The organism is Nocardiopsis ganjiahuensis DSM 45031 (genome assembly GCF_000341085.1).
GTDB lineage: Bacteria > Actinomycetota > Actinomycetes > Streptosporangiales > Streptosporangiaceae > Nocardiopsis > Nocardiopsis ganjiahuensis.
Map to the genome: position 1 here is coordinate 345,724 of NZ_ANBA01000014.1, position 16,766 is coordinate 362,489.

At 66.3% G+C, this 16,766-nt stretch carries 18 protein-coding genes and 2 pseudogenes; 15 read left to right on the plus strand and 5 right to left on the minus strand.

Going from position 1 to position 16,766, the window contains the following annotated elements:
- The first annotated feature begins 42 nt into the window (after positions 1 to 42).
- The 3 genes and pseudogenes from D458_RS0121235 to D458_RS36780 all read left to right on the plus strand — a co-directional run bounded on the left by D458_RS0121235 (position 43) and on the right by D458_RS36780 (position 1,645).
- Positions 43 to 258 carry a hypothetical protein gene (locus D458_RS0121235; protein WP_017588754.1) on the plus strand — a complete coding sequence of 72 codons (216 nt, stop codon included), beginning with the start codon at positions 43 to 45 and terminating at the stop codon, positions 256 to 258.
- Between the two features lie 157 nt (positions 259 to 415).
- Positions 416 to 1,138: pseudogene (locus D458_RS36480) on the plus strand (IS5 family transposase).
- Positions 1,139 to 1,495: 357 nt separating this feature from the next.
- Positions 1,496 to 1,645 (plus strand): hypothetical protein, encoded by a 150-nt coding sequence (locus D458_RS36780; RefSeq protein ID WP_160168062.1) that lies wholly within the window; start codon positions 1,496 to 1,498, stop codon positions 1,643 to 1,645.
- 77 nt (positions 1,646 to 1,722) lie between these two features.
- Here D458_RS36780 and D458_RS33905 read toward each other — a convergent pair whose 3' ends face one another.
- Complete coding sequence (locus tag D458_RS33905; RefSeq protein WP_017588756.1) at positions 1,723 to 2,151, minus strand: ISAs1 family transposase; 429 nt, start codon at positions 2,149 to 2,151, stop codon at positions 1,723 to 1,725.
- Between the two features lie 86 nt (positions 2,152 to 2,237).
- Here D458_RS33905 and D458_RS35670 point away from each other — a divergent pair, with 86 nt between their 5' ends.
- Positions 2,238 to 2,477: a hypothetical protein gene (locus D458_RS35670; RefSeq protein ID WP_275042293.1), complete on the plus strand. Its 240-nt coding sequence runs from the start codon at positions 2,238 to 2,240 to the stop codon at positions 2,475 to 2,477.
- On the opposite strand, the gene D458_RS0121250 is transcribed toward D458_RS35670, so the two are convergent.
- Together D458_RS0121250 and acpP are read right to left on the minus strand one after the other, a co-directional pair.
- The gene (locus D458_RS0121250; RefSeq protein WP_026119543.1) at positions 2,472 to 3,809 is read right to left on the minus strand and encodes a salicylate synthase; all 1,338 of its coding nucleotides are present in this window, start codon (positions 3,807 to 3,809) and stop codon (positions 2,472 to 2,474) included. The two genes, D458_RS35670 and D458_RS0121250, sit on opposite strands and share 6 nt — an antisense overlap.
- 1,111 nt (positions 3,810 to 4,920) lie before the next feature.
- Entirely contained in the window at positions 4,921 to 5,334 is a 414-nt protein-coding gene (gene acpP / locus D458_RS38245) for an acyl carrier protein (RefSeq protein ID WP_017588758.1), read from the minus strand.
- A 100-nt stretch (positions 5,335 to 5,434) separates the two neighbouring features.
- Here acpP and D458_RS37050 point away from each other — a divergent pair.
- Positions 5,435 to 5,806 (plus strand): annotated as a pseudogene (locus D458_RS37050) (transposase); the annotation flags it as partial.
- Positions 5,807 to 6,002: 196 nt separating this feature from the next.
- Positions 6,003 to 6,743: an alpha/beta hydrolase gene (locus D458_RS0121260; RefSeq protein WP_204366910.1), complete on the plus strand. Its 741-nt coding sequence runs from the start codon at positions 6,003 to 6,005 to the stop codon at positions 6,741 to 6,743.
- On the opposite strand, the gene D458_RS33910 is transcribed toward D458_RS0121260, so the two are convergent.
- Positions 6,724 to 7,944: a helix-turn-helix domain-containing protein gene (locus D458_RS33910; RefSeq protein ID WP_083936378.1), complete on the minus strand. Its 1,221-nt coding sequence runs from the start codon at positions 7,942 to 7,944 to the stop codon at positions 6,724 to 6,726. The genes D458_RS0121260 and D458_RS33910 overlap by 20 nt on opposite strands.
- A gap of 194 nt (positions 7,945 to 8,138) precedes the next feature.
- Between D458_RS33910 and D458_RS33915 the strand changes: the two genes are divergently transcribed.
- The 6 genes from D458_RS33915 (at position 8,139) to argS (ending at position 13,637) form a co-directional block, all read left to right on the plus strand.
- A complete protein-coding gene (locus D458_RS33915; protein ID WP_239648025.1) occupies positions 8,139 to 8,519 on the plus strand; it encodes a dihydroneopterin aldolase in 381 nt (126 codons plus the stop codon).
- A gap of 26 nt (positions 8,520 to 8,545) precedes the next feature.
- Positions 8,546 to 9,127: a GTP cyclohydrolase I FolE gene (gene folE / locus D458_RS0121275; RefSeq protein ID WP_449406592.1), complete on the plus strand. Its 582-nt coding sequence runs from the start codon at positions 8,546 to 8,548 to the stop codon at positions 9,125 to 9,127.
- Positions 9,124 to 9,612, plus strand: coding sequence for a 2-amino-4-hydroxy-6-hydroxymethyldihydropteridine diphosphokinase (gene folK / locus D458_RS0121280; protein WP_017588763.1), 489 nt, complete (start codon positions 9,124 to 9,126; stop codon positions 9,610 to 9,612). The genes folE and folK overlap by 4 nt, the downstream gene beginning before the upstream one ends.
- Positions 9,609 to 11,096 carry a hypothetical protein gene (locus tag D458_RS0121285; protein WP_017588764.1) on the plus strand — a complete coding sequence of 496 codons (1,488 nt, stop codon included), beginning with the start codon at positions 9,609 to 9,611 and terminating at the stop codon, positions 11,094 to 11,096. The genes folK and D458_RS0121285 overlap by 4 nt, the downstream gene beginning before the upstream one ends.
- On the plus strand, positions 11,086 to 11,826 hold the full coding sequence (locus tag D458_RS0121290; RefSeq protein ID WP_017588765.1) for an SDR family oxidoreductase: 741 nt from the start codon (positions 11,086 to 11,088) through the stop codon (positions 11,824 to 11,826). The genes D458_RS0121285 and D458_RS0121290 overlap by 11 nt, the downstream gene beginning before the upstream one ends.
- Positions 11,827 to 11,906: 80 nt before the next feature.
- Positions 11,907 to 13,637: an arginine--tRNA ligase gene (gene argS, locus D458_RS0121295; protein WP_017588766.1), complete on the plus strand. Its 1,731-nt coding sequence runs from the start codon at positions 11,907 to 11,909 to the stop codon at positions 13,635 to 13,637.
- A gap of 58 nt (positions 13,638 to 13,695) precedes the next feature.
- Here argS and D458_RS0121300 read toward each other — a convergent pair whose 3' ends face one another.
- The gene (locus D458_RS0121300; protein WP_338037017.1) at positions 13,696 to 14,772 is read right to left on the minus strand and encodes a phosphotransferase enzyme family protein; all 1,077 of its coding nucleotides are present in this window, start codon (positions 14,770 to 14,772) and stop codon (positions 13,696 to 13,698) included.
- Positions 14,773 to 15,008: 236 nt separating this feature from the next.
- Here D458_RS0121300 and D458_RS0121310 point away from each other — a divergent pair, with 236 nt between their 5' ends.
- The 3 genes from D458_RS0121310 to D458_RS36790 are packed head-to-tail and all read left to right on the plus strand — an operon-like array spanning position 15,009 to position 16,529.
- Complete coding sequence (locus tag D458_RS0121310; RefSeq protein ID WP_017588769.1) at positions 15,009 to 15,419, plus strand: hypothetical protein; 411 nt, start codon at positions 15,009 to 15,011, stop codon at positions 15,417 to 15,419.
- Positions 15,340 to 15,831: a hypothetical protein gene (locus tag D458_RS36785; RefSeq protein WP_204366911.1), complete on the plus strand. Its 492-nt coding sequence runs from the start codon at positions 15,340 to 15,342 to the stop codon at positions 15,829 to 15,831. The genes D458_RS0121310 and D458_RS36785 overlap by 80 nt, the downstream gene beginning before the upstream one ends.
- An 11-nt stretch (positions 15,832 to 15,842) precedes the next feature.
- A complete protein-coding gene (locus tag D458_RS36790) occupies positions 15,843 to 16,529 on the plus strand; it encodes an IS5/IS1182 family transposase (RefSeq protein WP_017588771.1) in 687 nt (228 codons plus the stop codon).
- Positions 16,530 to 16,766 lie beyond the last annotated feature (237 nt).

The following is a 16,766-nucleotide window of genomic DNA, read 5'->3' on the forward strand; positions in this document are numbered from 1 at the left end:
GGGTCTTCCTCGTACTACTGGGAAAGCTCTCAAGGAGGCGTTATGTTCAAGAAAGTTTTCATCACGCTGGGTGTCACAGCAGCTGGGATCGCTCTCTCCTCAGGCGCGGCTTCGGCTGACGTGCGCCCCCATTCCACCTACGGGTCACAAGAAACCTGCATGGGCAATGCCATGGCCGCTGGCGAGGACGATCTGGCGGCGTTCTGCCAGCCCAGCAACTTCGAAGAGGGAAAGTGGCTGCTCTGGGTGCAGAATTAACTGCTTGTTGCACTCACGAAGACGCAGGTCACAACCCCATCACCCGACTTTGTCGGAACCCTGGGTTCATATGGCCAGGCGGTTGGGGTGTAGATCACGGGTGCTCCCGTCCCCTTTTTCGAGCTCATCTCATTTGGGTTCTCGATAACCTGGCCCGGTGTCGATGGTTGAGCGTTTGGTGTTGGATGGACTGTGGGAGCTGTTTCAGCGGGTGGGCGCCTCGGGCGCCCACCCGGCCTCAAGGTGGTGGGCGGCGCAGACACGGAGACCGTGAGGTGTTGGCCGCGATCATCTTCGTGGCGACCACCGGCTGCACGTGGGCCCAGCTCCCACCGGTCTTCGGCCCCTCCGGGCCTACCGCACACCGGCGTTTCAGCGAGTGGAGCCGGGCCCGTGTGTGGGCGAAGCTGCACCGCCTGGTCCTGGACGAACTCGGCTCCCGCGGTGAGCTGGACTGGTCGCGGTGTGCGATCGACTCGGTGAACATGCGTGCGCTCCAAGGGGGGACCTGACAGGTCCGAATCCTGTCGATCGGGGCAAGAAGGGCGCCAAGATCCACTTGATCACCGATCGGGCCGGGCTTCCGATGTCCATGGCGATCTCGGGTGCGAACCTGCACGACAGCCAAGCGCTGTGACCGCTGGTGCGTGCGATACCGCCCATCAGGTCCAGGCGAGGCCGCAGGCGGCGCAAACCCGGCAAGCTCCACGGCGGCAAGGGATATGACTACACCCACCTGTGTCGATGGCTGCGCGAACGCGGGATCGTCCATCGTCTGGCCCGCAAGGGCGTGGGGTCCTCGAAGCGGGTGGGGCGGCGCCGGTGGCAGGTCGAGCGCACCATGTGCACGTTGATTTGCTTCCGCAGACTCACCAAATGAGATGAGCTCTAAAAGAACGAACAACAACCGCAGACCCCGGCACTACAGCCGCAGGCTGTGTCGCCTGTTCCACCTCTCGGCGCAGTCAGCGCTGCTACGGCTGGGCGCGTCTCAGGAGTACTACCGGCGTAAGCGGGCCGAAGGGGTGCCGCATCCTCAGGCGGTGGTGTGCCTGGCCAGGCAGCGGACCAACGCCTTGGCGCGCCAACCTGGTGGCCAGGTTGGGGGCGACTCGCGGACCTTGGTGGTGGTATGCGATCAGGAACGGCCTGTTTTTGCTGGTGGCAGGGTTGGCTGTCCGGGGGTGAGGGAACTAGCTGGGAGGCAGGATCCAGCTCAGGAGATTGAGGAGAGTCGATGCGTCGCATCGTCGTTGTTTTCGCCCTGACCGCCGCCGCCCTCGGGGCGGCGGCGATGCCCGCCGCTGCCGCGCAGCCAGCACCGCCGTCGTGTGACGCAGTCACGCCCGGCACGCCGGCCTGGTTTGCCCTCGGCTGCTGGTCCTAGGTCGATTCGTCCCTGTCGTCTTCCGTTCACCGGAAAACGGCAGGGACGTGTCTGTGTTGGGGAGTTCAGAAGCCGAATCAGTTGCTCTTGTGTTTGGGTGAGCCCTTGGACTTCTTGCGCCAGGTGGTACGGCGTAGCTGGGCGATCTGAGCGGCGCCCTCGAAGGTGATCCACACCGGGACCTGAGTGGTCTTGATGGTGCGGGTCTCTTTGCGGCCGTGCCCGGTATCGCGTGTGGTGTATGCGGGCACGTGCTTCCACGGCAGGTTCTTGAGCTGGGCGTAGAGGTGTCTGTTGTCGGCCTTGACGGTGAAGACGTAGTGGGTGCCCTGGGCCCGGATGGTGGTGGCGGTGTCGGTCTGAGTGTGCATCGCGTCGAGGGTGACGTCCGCTCCATCGATGTCCAGGAGGTCGAGCAGGTTCCGCACGACGAGAACCTCGCCGTGCGGAACCTGCTCCAGTTCATCGATACCAACGGGGTTGTGGTCACGGTCGACGCGATACACATCCGGACAGACACCGCCACCACCCTCCAGCCGAGGACCCGCTGGACGCCTACGACGTCGCGGGGCACGCGCGGCTGGCCCGTGCTTTGGACACCCCGGTCGTCACAGGCGAGATGCCGGCGTCGGTCGCTGAGTACGAGAGGTGGATCGACGGTGCCGCCTGCGACATCACCCAGCCGGATTACCGTCGGGCACTTCGACTGGTTGGACCCGCTGTTCAACGAGCGTCTGGAGATCAAGGACGGGCGGCTATGGCTGGAGGACTGCCCCGGCCCGTCGCCAGGTGTGCCGGGGGGCCTCGCATGCGCGGGGCGGGCACCTCATGACCGTCGATCAGCCTTGGAAGCCAACACGATATGGGAGGAAACGCTGCGCATCTTCTCGCAGGTCTCCTCGAACTCGCGGTCAGGTCGGGACTCCAGGCCGATTCCTGCCCCCGCCTGGAGCCAGGCTCTGCCTTGTTCCTGGAACAAGGACCGGATGACCAGGGCCGCGTCGAGAGAGCCACTGGCGTCGGCGACCAGTACAGCTCCTCCGTACAGGCCGCGTGGCGTTGTTTCGAACTCGCGGATCATGGCGTGGGCCTGTGGCCGAGGTGCCCCGATCAGTGTGGGGAAGAGAGAGATGAGCGCGTCCCACGGGCTGAGCCGTTGGTCCAGCGTGCCGATGACGCGAGAGGCGATGTGCTGCACGCTGCCCCGGTTCTCCACAGTCATGAAGTCCTTGACCGCCGGCGAATCGGGCTCGCAGCAGGCAGCCATGTCGCGCAGCGAGTTTCGGACCGCCAGCGCGTGCTCGCACACTTCTTTCGGGTCGTCCAACAGCTCCTGGCGCAGGCGCGCGCTGTGCTCGGCGTCGTGCGCCCGGTACGGTCGGGTCCCGGCCAGTGGCTGGGTCGTGACCTGTCTGTCCGCGGACACGTTGACGATGATCTCAGGGCTGAACCCGGCCGCTTCCGAACCGTTGATCCTGACCATGAAGGACCGAGCCGGGGTGTTGTGCCGCCGCCCCAGCAGGAACGTGGCGGGAACGTCGACATCGGCCCCGATCGGCACTGCCCGTGAGAGCACCACCTTCTGCAGGCCCTCGCTGCGCATTCGGGCCTGTACTTCCTCCACGGCCTTTTGGTAGGCGTTGCCCTCATCCTGGGAGACATCCACCGGTGACGGATTCGGATGCTGTCGCGGCTCCGTTCTCTGCACGGCGCCAGCCACCGCTTCGACCTCGGCAGTGTCGACACCGCGCACGGTGGCCGTGCCGTCGGTGATGCTCACTTCCAGCCTCGGAACCATCAGGTGCAGGAGGGGTTCATCGTCCGAGAACTCCCCTGCCTGGGTTGCAGTGGTGTGTGGCAGATCGAATCCGGCAATGCCGTAGGCCCTCCAGTCGTCCACAGGAACCCGTTCCAGCAGCCGTGGTACTTCCGCTAGCAGCTGCTCCTCCCGGGGGACGACGTGTTCACCTTCCGCGTCGCGGTAGATGGCGTGTGTAGGGGTGAGGACGACCTCAGCGATACGACCGACAGCGAGACTCCACAGCGGGGGATTCTCATAGAGAACATAATCCTCTGTGGCAACTGTTTGAACCAATCGGGTCATCAACTCATCCGGATTATCCCCTGTTATAACTAGAGCGCTGGTGTATTCGAAGCGTCCCATCACTGTTCCCATCGCCAGACTTGTTCTGGAGCTCTGACAATTATCCGAGAACATCAGGATCCGCGCTACAGTTCCAAAGGAATTCCCTTGCCGATCACCATACTGGAGTTCGCCGTGGAGCTGTTCGGAAACCGGGGACAGTCGGCGCCACGCCCATGGCGTCCGGGCCCGGATGGCCGGTTGATCAGCAGTCAACAGGGGCGGCTTCGGCGGTCGACCCTCGGGTGGCAAACAGGAGACGAGTGGACAGGGGTAGTGACTGTTGACGCAGATATCGCACCGGAGTCCCTGCCTATTAACTCGCAGATCCTATGGAACACCGTCGAGCTGTGCTTCTATGAGAAGAATGCAGGCCAGCCTGCTGCCCAGTCCGGGATGTTGCATTCTCAGGTGAGGGCCGTGCCCTCGCTGGCCAGGGGATCTCCAGCATGCGGAGGGGCGTATGAAGGCCTCGTAGGAGACCCAGAGGAACGCTTCGGGGATCCTGGACATCCCCAACTCTGTCAGGATCGGGGCGGCCATATTGCGCGGTATCGCCATGTTCTGAAGGGGGTGCCCGCCGTGCACGCAGGAGACGTTCTCTCCGAAGCTCCCGTCCCGCACATGGTGCAGTGCTTCGATCCCCCAACGGCCCTGCACCAGAGCGGCTAGCCTCTCAGCTCCGGCCTGCTCTGCGCTCAGGAATGGGCCTACGCACGTCCTCGCCTCTCCGAACTCGACCGCTGAGCTGCCTATCCCGACTTCTCGGACCGGTACAACTGCCATCTGCCCCCACCGGTATCAGAAGCCGACTCCCAGCGGCACGTGTCACCAACCTCACCGAACAGGACGCCTGGCCGGTGAGCACGCAGGGGAGGGGGAGGGCGTGGCAGGCCGGGGCCAACGGAGGCCTTGCGTGGTCAGGGGATGAGAGTTCCTGACCTCTTACCAGGGCTCCGTTGCCGTGTTCAAGGGGCCTTGTCCGTGCTGGCACACTCCCATGACCAGTGGGGACGTACTCGAACGCTGACTGTGAAACAGCCCCTGGGGAGCAAGGGGACGGCGGCCCGGCGAAGCCCCCGAGCGGCAAGGTATGGCTCGAGGGCTCGGGCTACCTCTGAAAGGGGACCGGTCAGGCCAGTTTGCCTTCGACGAGGTCGATGACCGATTGAACGGTCGTGAACTCGATCTCCTCGTCGGGGATGCGGATGCCGAACTCCTCCTCCAGGGCCAGGGCGAGTTCGGTCAGGGCCAGATCGTCGGCACCGAGGTCCTCGGTCAGGGACGCGGTGTTGACCACCCGATCCTCAGGGACTTCGAGCTTCTCAGCGATGACCTTCTTGACCCGCTCCTCCACAGTCGCGGTCTGCGTGCTCCGACCGTCTTGGTCGGCGGTTACGTGTTGGGTCGTGGTGGTGCCGACCACGGCCGGAATCGCCTTCTCGAAAGTGTGCTCGTCCGCCATGGCCGGACCGTTGGCCAGGGTGAGGGCGACGGCCACCGTGGTGGCGAACGCAGCGGTGTTGACCAGCATCGGGGTGCGCAAGACTTCTCCAGCTCTCACATCGATCAGCTTTCATCACTCAGAGTAATGGAGTGGTGTCGGAGAAAGCCAGACGCGCTTCACGGGTGTGGCGTTTTCTGCTTCCATGGCGATCTCGGGTGCGAACCTGCACGACAGTCGAGCCCTGTAGCCGCTGCTTCGCCCGATACTGCCCATCAGGTCCAGGCGAGGCCGCAGGCGACGCAAGCCAGGCAAGCTCCACGGAGACAAGAGATACGGCTACAACCACCTGTGTCGATGGCTGCGTGAACGCGGAATCGTCCATCGCCTGGCCCGCAAAGGCGTGGGGTCCTCGAAGCGGTTGGGGCAGCACCGGTGGCAGGTCGAACGCACCATGACCTGGCTGGCCGGATGCCGCCGACCGCACCGCAGCCACGAGCGCAAAGCCGAGCACTTCCTCGCGTTCGCCGGCATTCCCTGCACGTTGATCTGCTTCCGCAGACTCCCCAAATGAGATGAGCTCTTACTGGGTGACCCGCGTCCGTTGTAGCGTTCAGCACGAACCTTGTACTGCCGCTGGAAGGAGCCTAGTGAACCCGGATGTGGCACTGCCAGACCCTGCTCAGACGCACGAAACCCAGTTTCCGAGCCTGGATGGTCTGAGGCTGCGCGGCACCTTCACCGCGCCAGGGGACATGGATCCTGTTCGTGTGGCAGTTCTGGTCCACGGCGGCGGGGTGACCCGAGAGGAAGGCGGGTTCTTCACCCGCCTGGCCCAAGGCCTCGCACGAGCGGGCGCGGCCTCGCTCCGGTTCGACCTGCGAGGCCACGGTGCCAGCCAGGGCGATCAGAGGGAGCTCACCCTTTCGGGCGTGGTCAACGACATCCGCGCCGCTGTCGACCACGCCCAGGAGCTGGCGCCTTCGACTGAAGGGCGTGTCGCCCTGCTCGGTGCGAGCTTCAGCGGCGGGTTGTGCGCCTTCTACGCCGCCCAGCACCCAGAGGACCTCGACTCACTCATCCTGCTGAATCCGTTGATCGATTACAAGAAGCGGTTCATCGACGACAAGCCCTACTGGTCGTACGACCGTATCGCTCCCGCAGAGGGCGAGGTCCTCGTCCGCGACGGTTTCCTCTCCCACTCGCCGACCTTCAAGCTCGGTCGGGGTCTGCTGAACGAAGTGTTCTACCTACGCCCCGACCAGGCGTTGGAGGGTGTGCGGTGTCCGACGTTGATCGTGCACGGCACCGCTGACACCTTCATCCCCGTGGAAAGCTCCCGGCGCGCAGCGGAACGAATCTCGGGCTCGGCACGGCTGTGGGAGATCGATGGTGCCCAGCACGGTATCGCCATGCACGACGATCCCGGCTACGCAGACCCCCAGACCCAGAGGTGGCAGGCCGAGGTGATGGAGGAGGTCTCCCGGTGGGTCACCCTGCCGCGAGAGTGAGCTCCCGTACGGTCTCGCGTACCACGGGGCGGCGGTGCCAGGATCGCAGTCGCCCTGGCAGCCGGGCCAGCTCACCCAAGGTGCGTTGGGAACCGACCTCCTGGGCGACGGGCAGGGCCGTCAACGCGGTCTCGCACGCCTTCTCCGGATAACCCGCATCGGCCAGACTCAGGGCTTGGAGTGAACTGAAGTAGGCGTGATCACGGTGGGAGAACAGGTCGGGGTACAGGTGCGTCTCGTACAACTCGACCGCGTGCGCTACCCGTCCTGCCTCGGCGTGGCACAGCGCCGCCTGGAGCGCGAACAGTGAGCGGCCGTAGTGCTGCGAGAGCGACCCGGCACCATCGTCGGCGGCGAGCAGGCTGGCCGCCCGGTCCAGGGAACGGGCGATCGCGCCGATCGGTTCGCCCACCATGGCTCGGCCTCGAGCCTGCTGTTGCAGTGCCTCGGCCCGCACGTGCGACGGCAGGTTCCAGCGGTTGCTGAGAACCGCGGTGGAGAGCTGGATCATCGTGGCTCCGTCACGGGTGTCCCAAGCCGCCTGGGCCCGCCGGAGGAGTACGTAGGCCTCCAGGGCCGGTTCATCCACACACCTCGCCCAGGTGATGGCCTGATCGCGCCACTGGTCGGCGGCTGCGGGCTGGCCGAGGTCACGGTAGAACCACGCAGCCAGCTCCGCTCCTTGAACCCCCAGCCGCAGGAGAGGGCCGCGTTGTGCGGATCGCGCCTGGCGGGCCGCCTCGGTGATCGCGGCGAGTACACCCAGCAACCCGGGCAGCGCAGCTCCCGGACCGTACAGCCCATCGTCGGTCGCGCTCTGGTGCATGGCGCGCTCGAAGTGTTCGATGGCCTCGTCATCCAGGCGTTGGCGTGCGTCTTGGATCGTGTCCAGGATCCGTCGCAAGTCGTGGGCGCTGATCACCGGGAGCACCAGGGCGCCGGCTGCCAGGGCCCCACCTCCCGCAAGGACGGTTCGACGGTCGGGGGTGCGCAGACGCTCGTCGAGCAGGACATCCAGCTGGTCACGGGTGATCTGCAGGGCTTCAGCGATCTCGGGCCGTTGCCCGGGGTGTGGGGTAGTGGCCCCGGATTCCCAGCGAGCCACTGTAGACCGGTCCACCTTCAGGAGTGCGGCCAGGCTCTCCTGGGTGTGCCCGGCTGTTTTGCGTTGTCGGGCCAGGGCCTCACGTCGCGATGCCATCGAACTGCCTCACCCGCCGTTGTGGGGACTGTTGTCGAGTCCATCCGACCCCGGCCGGTGCGGTCTGTGCAACACCGGTGCCACAAAAGTGCGTCAGCGGTGCTCTGGGAAAGAGCCGCCGTGCGGGGTTGGGTGGAGAGCAGCACCCCGCCGGTTCACTGACGAGCGAAGCGAGGACCCCCGTGCACAAAGACGTGATCGAGGTCGAAGGGCTGCGGCTGCGCTGCCGGATCGGCTGTAGCACCGAAGAACGCCGTGACCTGAGTGATGTGGTGATCGACTTGAGGATCGCCACCGATGCCTTCCCTGCCGGTCACAGCGACCGGTTGGAGGATGCCTGGAACTACCGCACCCCCACCAAGGCCATTATCGCCGCGGTGGAAACCAGTGAGTTCTACACGGTCGAGGCCCTGGCCACCCGCGTCGCCCGCATCGTGGTGGTGGACCATGCCGCCCCTTCGGTGCGGGTGCGGGTGCGCAAACCCGGTGCGCTGCGATTCGCCGACACGGTCAGCATCAACCTCACCCGTACCCCGGCGGACTTCACTCCTGAGGTGGGGGTGGGGTCCCCGTGAGCACCACCGAACTCCCTCTGGGCTCGCTGCAGCCACATGTCCTTTCCAGCCCGGCCTCGGGACGGGAGCAGGCCGCTGCGGGAGCCGCAGCGATGCTGAGCTCCTTGGGCATGGACATCGCAGGCGAGACGACCCAGCGCACCCCCGAGCGCATGGCTGCGGCCTACCGCGAACTGCTCCAGCCGCGCGAGTTCAACCTGACGACCTTCCCCAACGAGGAGGACTATGACGGGCTGCTCATTCAGAAGGACATCGCCTTCGTCAGCCTGTGCGAACACCACGGTCTGCCCTTCACCGGCCGGGCCACGGTCGGCTACCTGCCGGGCGAACGCATCGTGGGGTTGTCGAAGCTGGCGCGGGTCGTGGAGCAGTTCTCCCGTCGCTTCCAGGTGCAGGAGCGCCTGACCAAGCAGATCGCCACCTACTTGGAGCAACACCTCACTCCCGGTGGGGTCGGCGTGGTCATGCAGGCCGAGCACATGTGCATGACCCTGCGTGGTGTCCAGGCAGCCGGCACCACCACCGTCACCTCGTCCCTGCGCGGGCTCCTGCTCAAGGACGACCGCACCCGTACCGAGTTCTTCAACCTCGCAGGGGCGGGCCGATGACGGGCCCGGTGGTGGTCGGTGTCGGTTCCAATATCGACCCTGAGCACCATGTAGCCACAGCACTGGAAGAGCTGCGCGCACGGGGACTGGAACTGGAGGTTTCCCCCTGGTACCGGTCCCCGGCCATCGGGCTCCGCGAGGGGGCAGGCGACTTCATCAACCTCGCCGTGCTCTTTGCCTGGTCCCGTCCTGTGGCCGACCTCAAGGCGCTCCTGAGGCGAGTCGAAGAGGCTCATGGTCGCACTCGTCTTCCGAGTGGTCGGTGGATCTCACGCACGCTGGACCTGGATCTGCTCGTTGCCAGGAATCTGATCGACCCCGCCCTGAAGCTTCCGCATCCGGATCTGGGCCGTTTCGCACACGTGGCCGTACCCGTCGCTGATCTGATCGGGAGCCACACCCACCCCCAACTCGGGTGCACCTACGCCCAGCTCGCTGCCCGCCTTGACGCGTCCGCCTTGAAGCGGATCGAGGTGGCGCTGTGAGGTGGGACAGCACGGCTCTGGCGATCATGTGCGTGCCCTGTCAACGCAGTGGTGGCTACTTCGTCCCCACCGACCAGTTGGTGCTCGCCTCCCTGGACGCCGAACGCCCCCACCCGGTGCACGCTTTGGCCTCCCGGTTGCGTTCCACCTGGGCTGACCGGCTCTTCCACACTGGGGCGGTCCGGGTGGTCGTTGCCATGGACGACCTGGCGGTAACGCGAAGCTGGATGCTTCCGCCCACCACCCCCACGATCGACGACCTGTGGCCGCAACTGCACGACTCCCTGAACCGTTTGATGGAAGGGACACGGATTCCGGTCCGGTTCGTGCGTTGGTCCCACCTGGTGGACCCTTTCGACTACGACCAACAGGTCGAGCTGATCTCCCAGGCGTGTTCGCGCAACGACGCCGAACCGCACTGGCGTCACCTCCACGAAGTGATGGGGGAGGAGGTCGCTCGACGCCTTCGGTTCGAGCGCTCCACCGGCCGCGGTGACACCCCGGTGGTGATGCGTCGTCGCGCGGCCGACCAGGTCGCCAACTACGCCGTCCAAGGCCAACTCGTGCACCAGTGGGGCGTGGCCGCCTACCTGCACTGGACTGCAGAGGAAACCGATCTGATGGGCACTCTGGAACCCGCCTTCGCCACCCACATGGTCGCCGGTCCGGGCTACGGTGAGAGTGCCCCCGCCTCCGTGTGGGAGCGATTCCCACCACGGTTCGCTGATCTCATCGAGGAACTGCGGCTCTACGCCGGTGACCTTCCCCAGACCCCTGGGACGGTGCGCCCGAAGGTGGCGACCGCGGTCCTGGAAGGCCTCGCCGACCTTCTCACACCCGGCACCTGCGAGCTGGCCAGACGACGGCTGCGCTCCCTGGACGCCGTACTGGGAGGCGGACCCATCAACCGAGCACGAGTGCGCCGTCTGCTGGAGGAGCTCCGGGATCTGGAGCTGGAACCGGGATGGGCTGTGGAGCAGGTGGTGAAGAAGCTCTTCTGCCAACTCACCTCCCGCTACACCGATGCGCAGAACCGTGACGAGCTCGACCGGCACCGGCACCTCGTCGCCGACCTCGCCCACGCCCTCGATCCCCAGATCAGCGACCAGGTCGCCCTGGCCCTGACCGGCTCGATGACCGGTGCCCCAGAGGGAATCTGGCACCCCTACTTCAGCGACATCGACATCATGCCCCTGTTCGCCACCACACCCTCGCCCGAACTGCTGGCCCGGGCACGGCAGGCCTACACCGCCCCCCACCGGCCTTCCTGGGTGCACCTCAACGAAGGAGCACGCGAAGGTGTGGCCGGGCTGACCCGCGACCCCGCCAACGGGATGTTCGTCGCCGACCAGCTGCACACCCTCACCGCGGTCGAGGCCGGCAAACTCGGCCGACTGGTCGCCCCCATGCGTCACGTCGGCGGATCGGCCGCGGTCTTCGAGGCCTTCACCCGAGCCCACGAGGAGAGGACCCATGTCGCATAGCGGCAGGGACAGGTGGGCCCTGATCACCGGTGCCGCTCACCGGATCGGCGCCCATCTGGCCCGAACCCTGGCCGCACACGGCTACGGCCTACACCTGCACACCCGCACCCGCGGCCTGACTCCGCTGGCCGAGACCCTTCGCCAGCAGCACGCGACGCCGGTGATCACTCACCGAGTGGACCTGTCCGATCGCACCGCCACCCACCACTGGGCTCGCACCCTGGCCACCGGCCCTCAACCGCCCGACCTCATCGTCAACAACGCCTCACCCTTCCCCGCTCCACACCGAATCGATGACCTGGCCGTCCTGGACGAAGGCCTGGCCGTGCACCTGATCGCCCCCACCCAGCTCTACGCGGCGCTGCCCGACCACGGGGGACACGTCGTGCACCTGCTCGACGCCCGTCTGCCCCTCCTCGACAGCCTCCGCCCCGGCTACGAGCTGTCCAAACACACCCTGGCCGCCCACACCCTGCTCGCCGCCCGCCGACTGGCACCCCGCATCCGCGTCAACGCCCTGGCCCCCGGCCTGGTCCTGCCACCCCCCGGTCATGACCAGGAGTACCTGGAACACCTGGCCATCATCCGTGCCCCGCTGCAAACCCCGGCACGGTTGGACGACATGGGCTCAGCCCTGCTCTTCCTCGACCACGCAGCCTCGGTGACCGGGCAGATCATCCACATCGACGCCGGTGAACACCTCGGCCCACCACCCGAAAACCCCACCTGATCGCGCCCGATGGCGTGGCAGACTGAACATCCACCCCGGCCCCGCAGCCGGGGAGAACTGCGCAAACAGTGAGGAAAGCTGTGACAGGAGACATCGGAGCCGATCTCGGACGGCGCGTCGTCGCCGCCGTGGCCGCCGCGTTCGAGGTGGACATCACCATCGACCAGGCCGTCGTACGCCCCTCCCCGCGAGACGGTGTCGACTACCAGATCAACACGGCCATGGCCCTGGCCAAACGGCTCCGACGACCCTCCCGCGAGGTCGCCGAACAGATCCTCGACCACCTGGACCTGGGCCCGATGGCCGCCAACGTCGAGGTGGCCGGCGCTGGCTTCCTCAACGTCGCTCTGAACGACGCCTGGTTGAGTGAACACACCACTGCCCTGGCCGCCGACCCACGGTTCGGCTACCGGCCGGAGGGCGCACCGCGTCGCGTGGTCGTGGACTACTCCTCACCCAACATGGCCAAAGAGATGCACGTGGGGCACTTGCGCTCCACGATCATCGGCGACGCCATCGTGCGCATGCACACCTTCGCCGGGGACGAGGTCGTGCGCCAGAACCACCTCGGGGACTGGGGCACCCCCTTCGGCATGCTGGTCGAGCACCTGGTCGACGAGGGCCTGCACGAAACCGAGTTCTCCATCAGCGACCTCAACGTCTTCTACCAGCAGGCGCGAACCAAGTTCGACGCTGACCAGGACTTCGCTGACCGCGCCCGCGCCCGCGTGGTGGCTCTGCAAGCAGGCGACCCCGACACCTTGGCCTTGTGGGAACGGCTCCTGACCGAGTCCAAGCACCACATCGAAGCCGTCTACGACCTGCTGGGCGTTCAGCTCACCCCCGCCGACTACCAGGGTGAAAGCGCGTACCAGCCGGTCCTGGACGATGTCGCCGACGAACTCACCCGCCGCGGACTGGCCCACACGAGTGACGGGGCCTTGTGCGTGTTCCTGGAGGGGTTCACCGGACGCGAGGACAAACCCCTGCCGCTCATCGTGCGCAAACGCGACGGCGGCTACGGTTACGACGCCACCGACCTGGCCACCATCCGTCACCGCGCCCACAACCTCAAAGGCGACCGGCTCATCTACGTGGTCGGTTCCCCCCAGTCCACGCACTTCGCGATGATCTTCGCTGCCGCCCGCAAGGCCGAGTGGGTCAGCCCGGTCACCGAAACCGACCACGTCGCCTTCGGCAGCGTGCTGGGCGAGGACGGCAAGATCCTGCGCACCCGCGCGGGCGCCACCCTCAAGCTCACCGACCTTCTCCACGAAGGAGTTCAACGCGCCGCGGCGATCGTGGCCGACCGCACTGACCTCAGCGAGGCCGAACGCGCCGAGATCGCCCAGGCGGTGGGGATCGGTGCCATCAAGTACGCGGATCTGTCCACAGACCGCATCAAGGACTACGTCTTCGACTGGGACCGGATGCTGGCCATGGACGGCAACACCGCCGTCTACCTCCAGTACGCCATCGCCCGAATCCGCTCCATCCTGCGCCGTGCCGATCACACCCCGCCCCTGGGAGCGCCGGTCACGCTCACTGAGCCCGCCGAACGCCGGCTGGCCCTGGAGCTAGCGCGTTTCCCGGAGGTGATGGACACCGCATTGCAGCACCTGGAGGCCCACCGCCTGGCGAACTACCTGTTCGAGCTGGCCACCGCGTTCAGCAGCTTCTACGAGCAGTGCCCGGTCCTCAAGTCCCAGGACGAGGTACGCGCGTCGAGGTTGGCGCTCGCCACTCACACCGCCGCGGTCCTCGAGGGCGGCCTGGACCTTTTGGGCATCGAAACTCCCCAACGGCTGTAGGCAGCGAAGAGGGCGGGGCAGGTGAAGGAAGTGCCTGCTCTGCCCTCATCATCCACGATCAACGTCTCCTACTGACGTCTCTGAGCATCGCTTCGACTTCTTCCAAGTTCTCCAAGAGGCGACCGGCCGCTCGGTGCCGCAACTGCCAGAACTCGTCGAGTGCTGCCTGCCGGGGGTCTGGGTTCAAGTAGTGCTGCTCGACGCCGTAGAGACTCCTGAGCATCTGGACGAGAATCACCCGACCACAGACGAGCACGTCTCGACGAGCGATTTCGGTGTTCTCCCTCAGATATGCAGTGAGGAGTCGGGCTGCAGAGTCGATCCAGCCTTCGTCCAAGACGACGGTGCGCGGGTCGAAAGCGATTCGGCCCAACTCGAAGGCGAGCATGTACGGCACCGGAGGGCGGAAGTCGATCACCGCGGCAAGACCCTCCTCGTCGAACAGCAGGTTCGGAGGGGTGAAGTCACCATGCAGAACCTGAGTTCCCAGGTCACGTGGTAGACCGGCAAGGAGAGCAGGTACCTGGGCCAGCATGATCCGACGGTCTGTGAGTGTGCTCCGCGCGATCACGTCGAATTCATCGCGGCAGTCACGCCCGGCGACGACACCGAGCAGCGAGTCGATACGGGCCTCGGTTTCGCGCAGATCAGCAGAGAACCACTCCTCGAGCCACGGAGACAGCGTGCGACTCCGCCGGTGGTGTGCGAACACCGCATGGATCCGGCCCAGCGCCTGCCCCACCATCGCCTGCTCCGCGGGAGTGAACCCACTGCTCACAGTGTCTCCGGGCACCCACTCCCATACCGACAGGGCCACCGCTCCCGAGCAGGCGAGGAGCTCACCGTCCATCGATTCTCGAAGACGGGCTGTCGGTACGCCGTGGGCTCCGGCCCACCGTGTCAACGCAATGGCGTGCTGTTCGGCTCGGACGTCCCACCCCTCCGGATAGACCTTGACGAAAACCTCCGAGCCGCTGCTGTCCACGGCATGGTAGTTCTGCGTGCTGTGCCCACCCGAAATCCGTTCAAGGCGCACATCCGCCAACGCGTACCGGGAGCGGAGTAGTGCTGAAACGGTTGGATGGTGCGGGCCTTGGCCCATGGGCATGCTCTCCTGAAAACCGGACGACTTCATCACCAGAGGTAACTCCTAACATGCCTGGTCAGCGCCATGCACTCTTTGGTCGACCGTGAGACCTTCGCTCCGGGTGCCCGCGACCGCGAGTTCGACATCCCCGAGGAGGAGGTCGCCGTCCAGCGCGTCCAGGCCGAGGTCGAAGCGACCTGAGACAGGTCACCGCCGTACAGCTGGCCGCCGGACCCGACCTGTCCTCCGAACCCGAGACCGCACCCCACCGGCCCGAGGTCGTCTTGGCCCGCCTGGAGCGGTGGGCCTACGGCCACCCCCCACTCCCCACAGGCCAGGGCCGCAGGCTCGGCACCTTCGACGCCACCCGACTGGTGGGCCTGCAAACCCACGCCCGCATGGACGTCGGCGCCTACGCCCACGCCACTGTCCACGCCACAGCAGCTCGGACTCTGGCCGACCGGGTCACCGACCCTGGCCTGCAGACATGGGTCTGCGCCCTGCACAGCCTCATCGCGTACTGGGACAGCCGCCCCGGCGACGCCTTACGAGCCGCCGAAGCCGGGCTCGCCCACAGCGCCACCGAAAGCAACCTCACCCGCCTGCACGCCCTGCGTGCCCGTGCGGCAGCCGCGCTCAGCGACCGGCGAACCACCCGCGAGGCCATCACCGCCGCTGAAGACCACAACGGGTAGATGCTCCGGCCGGGCCTCCTGGGCTTCCTCAGGGCAAAACACACACCTACGCAGGCACAGAGTCCTGCTCGCCCTGGACACACCGGCCGAACGCCGGCTCGCCATCGCACACACCGAACGCGCCATCACCCTCTGCACCGGCCCCACCCGCTCCACCGGGGACCTGCTGGCCGCCCGCCTGGATCTGGCCACCGCTCACCTGCGCAACCACGACCCCGACGGGGCACTGGAACAGATCGACATCATCTGCGCGAGCCCACCCGAACAGCGCACCGCGAGCATCACCCAGCGCGCCCGCCGACTCATCCCCCTGACCGACAGCCTCCACGCGCCACCCGTACGCGAAATCCGCGACCATCTCTCCGCGTTCACCCCCACCCCCGCCGGCCACAGCCCCAACGCGGGTCGATGAGGATGGAGCCCATGGAAGACCGCCCCCGCACCTCCACTGGCCGCACCCTGCTCACCGGCCACGCCTACCGCGACGACCGCCCTTTCACTGCCCGTCAACGCCTCTACGACCACCAAACACCCCAGTACGACCTGCCCGGCATGGTCCTGGCAGAGGCAGGGCACCGAACAGGGGTGTGGGCGGACGTGGGCTGCGGCAACGGCCGTTACCTACAACGCATCCGCACCGAGCGCCCCGGCGTGCGAACGCTCGGCCTGGATCTGTCCGCGTCCATGCTCACCGACCTGCCCGGCCCCGTGGTATGCGTGATGGCCGCCTCTGTCCCCGGCCGGGACGGGGCCAGGACCACGTTGTTGAGCCTGTACCTGTGTACGCCGGTGCGGTTCGTGTTCGCCGATGCGGGGTTCGCGGGAAAGCTGGTGGCCTGGGCCGAGAGGTTCGTGGCCACGACTGTGCACATCGTGCGCAAGGCTCCCTACCAGGTGGGGTTCGCGGTGATCCCACGCAGGTGGGTGGTGGAGCGTTCGCTGGCGTGGTTGACCGCTCACCGTCGTCTGGCACGGGACTACGAGTGTGACCCGGCGGTGTCCGAGGCCATGGTGCGCTGGGCCGCGATCGGCCGGATGGCCCGCCGCCTCGCCCGAGGACGTGACGCCGTTCGTCAGCGTGCTTGGGCTGGCCAGGACCTCATTTCCTGACCCTTCTCAAACACACTCTGAGATCACCTCATTTGACCTGGTGTTTTGGATGTCCGAATTTTGGACTGTGACATGAGGATCATCACGTGGCCGACTGTGGCCCGCCTGGTTTGGGTGAATGAAAATAAGTGCGAGGCTCCTTGGGTGTCCCGCCGCATGTGCATCGACCTCCTGGTGGTGCATATATTCGGCAGTTTTCTGCCGGGTGATCGGGGGTTGCGTCTCTGGTCATCCCTG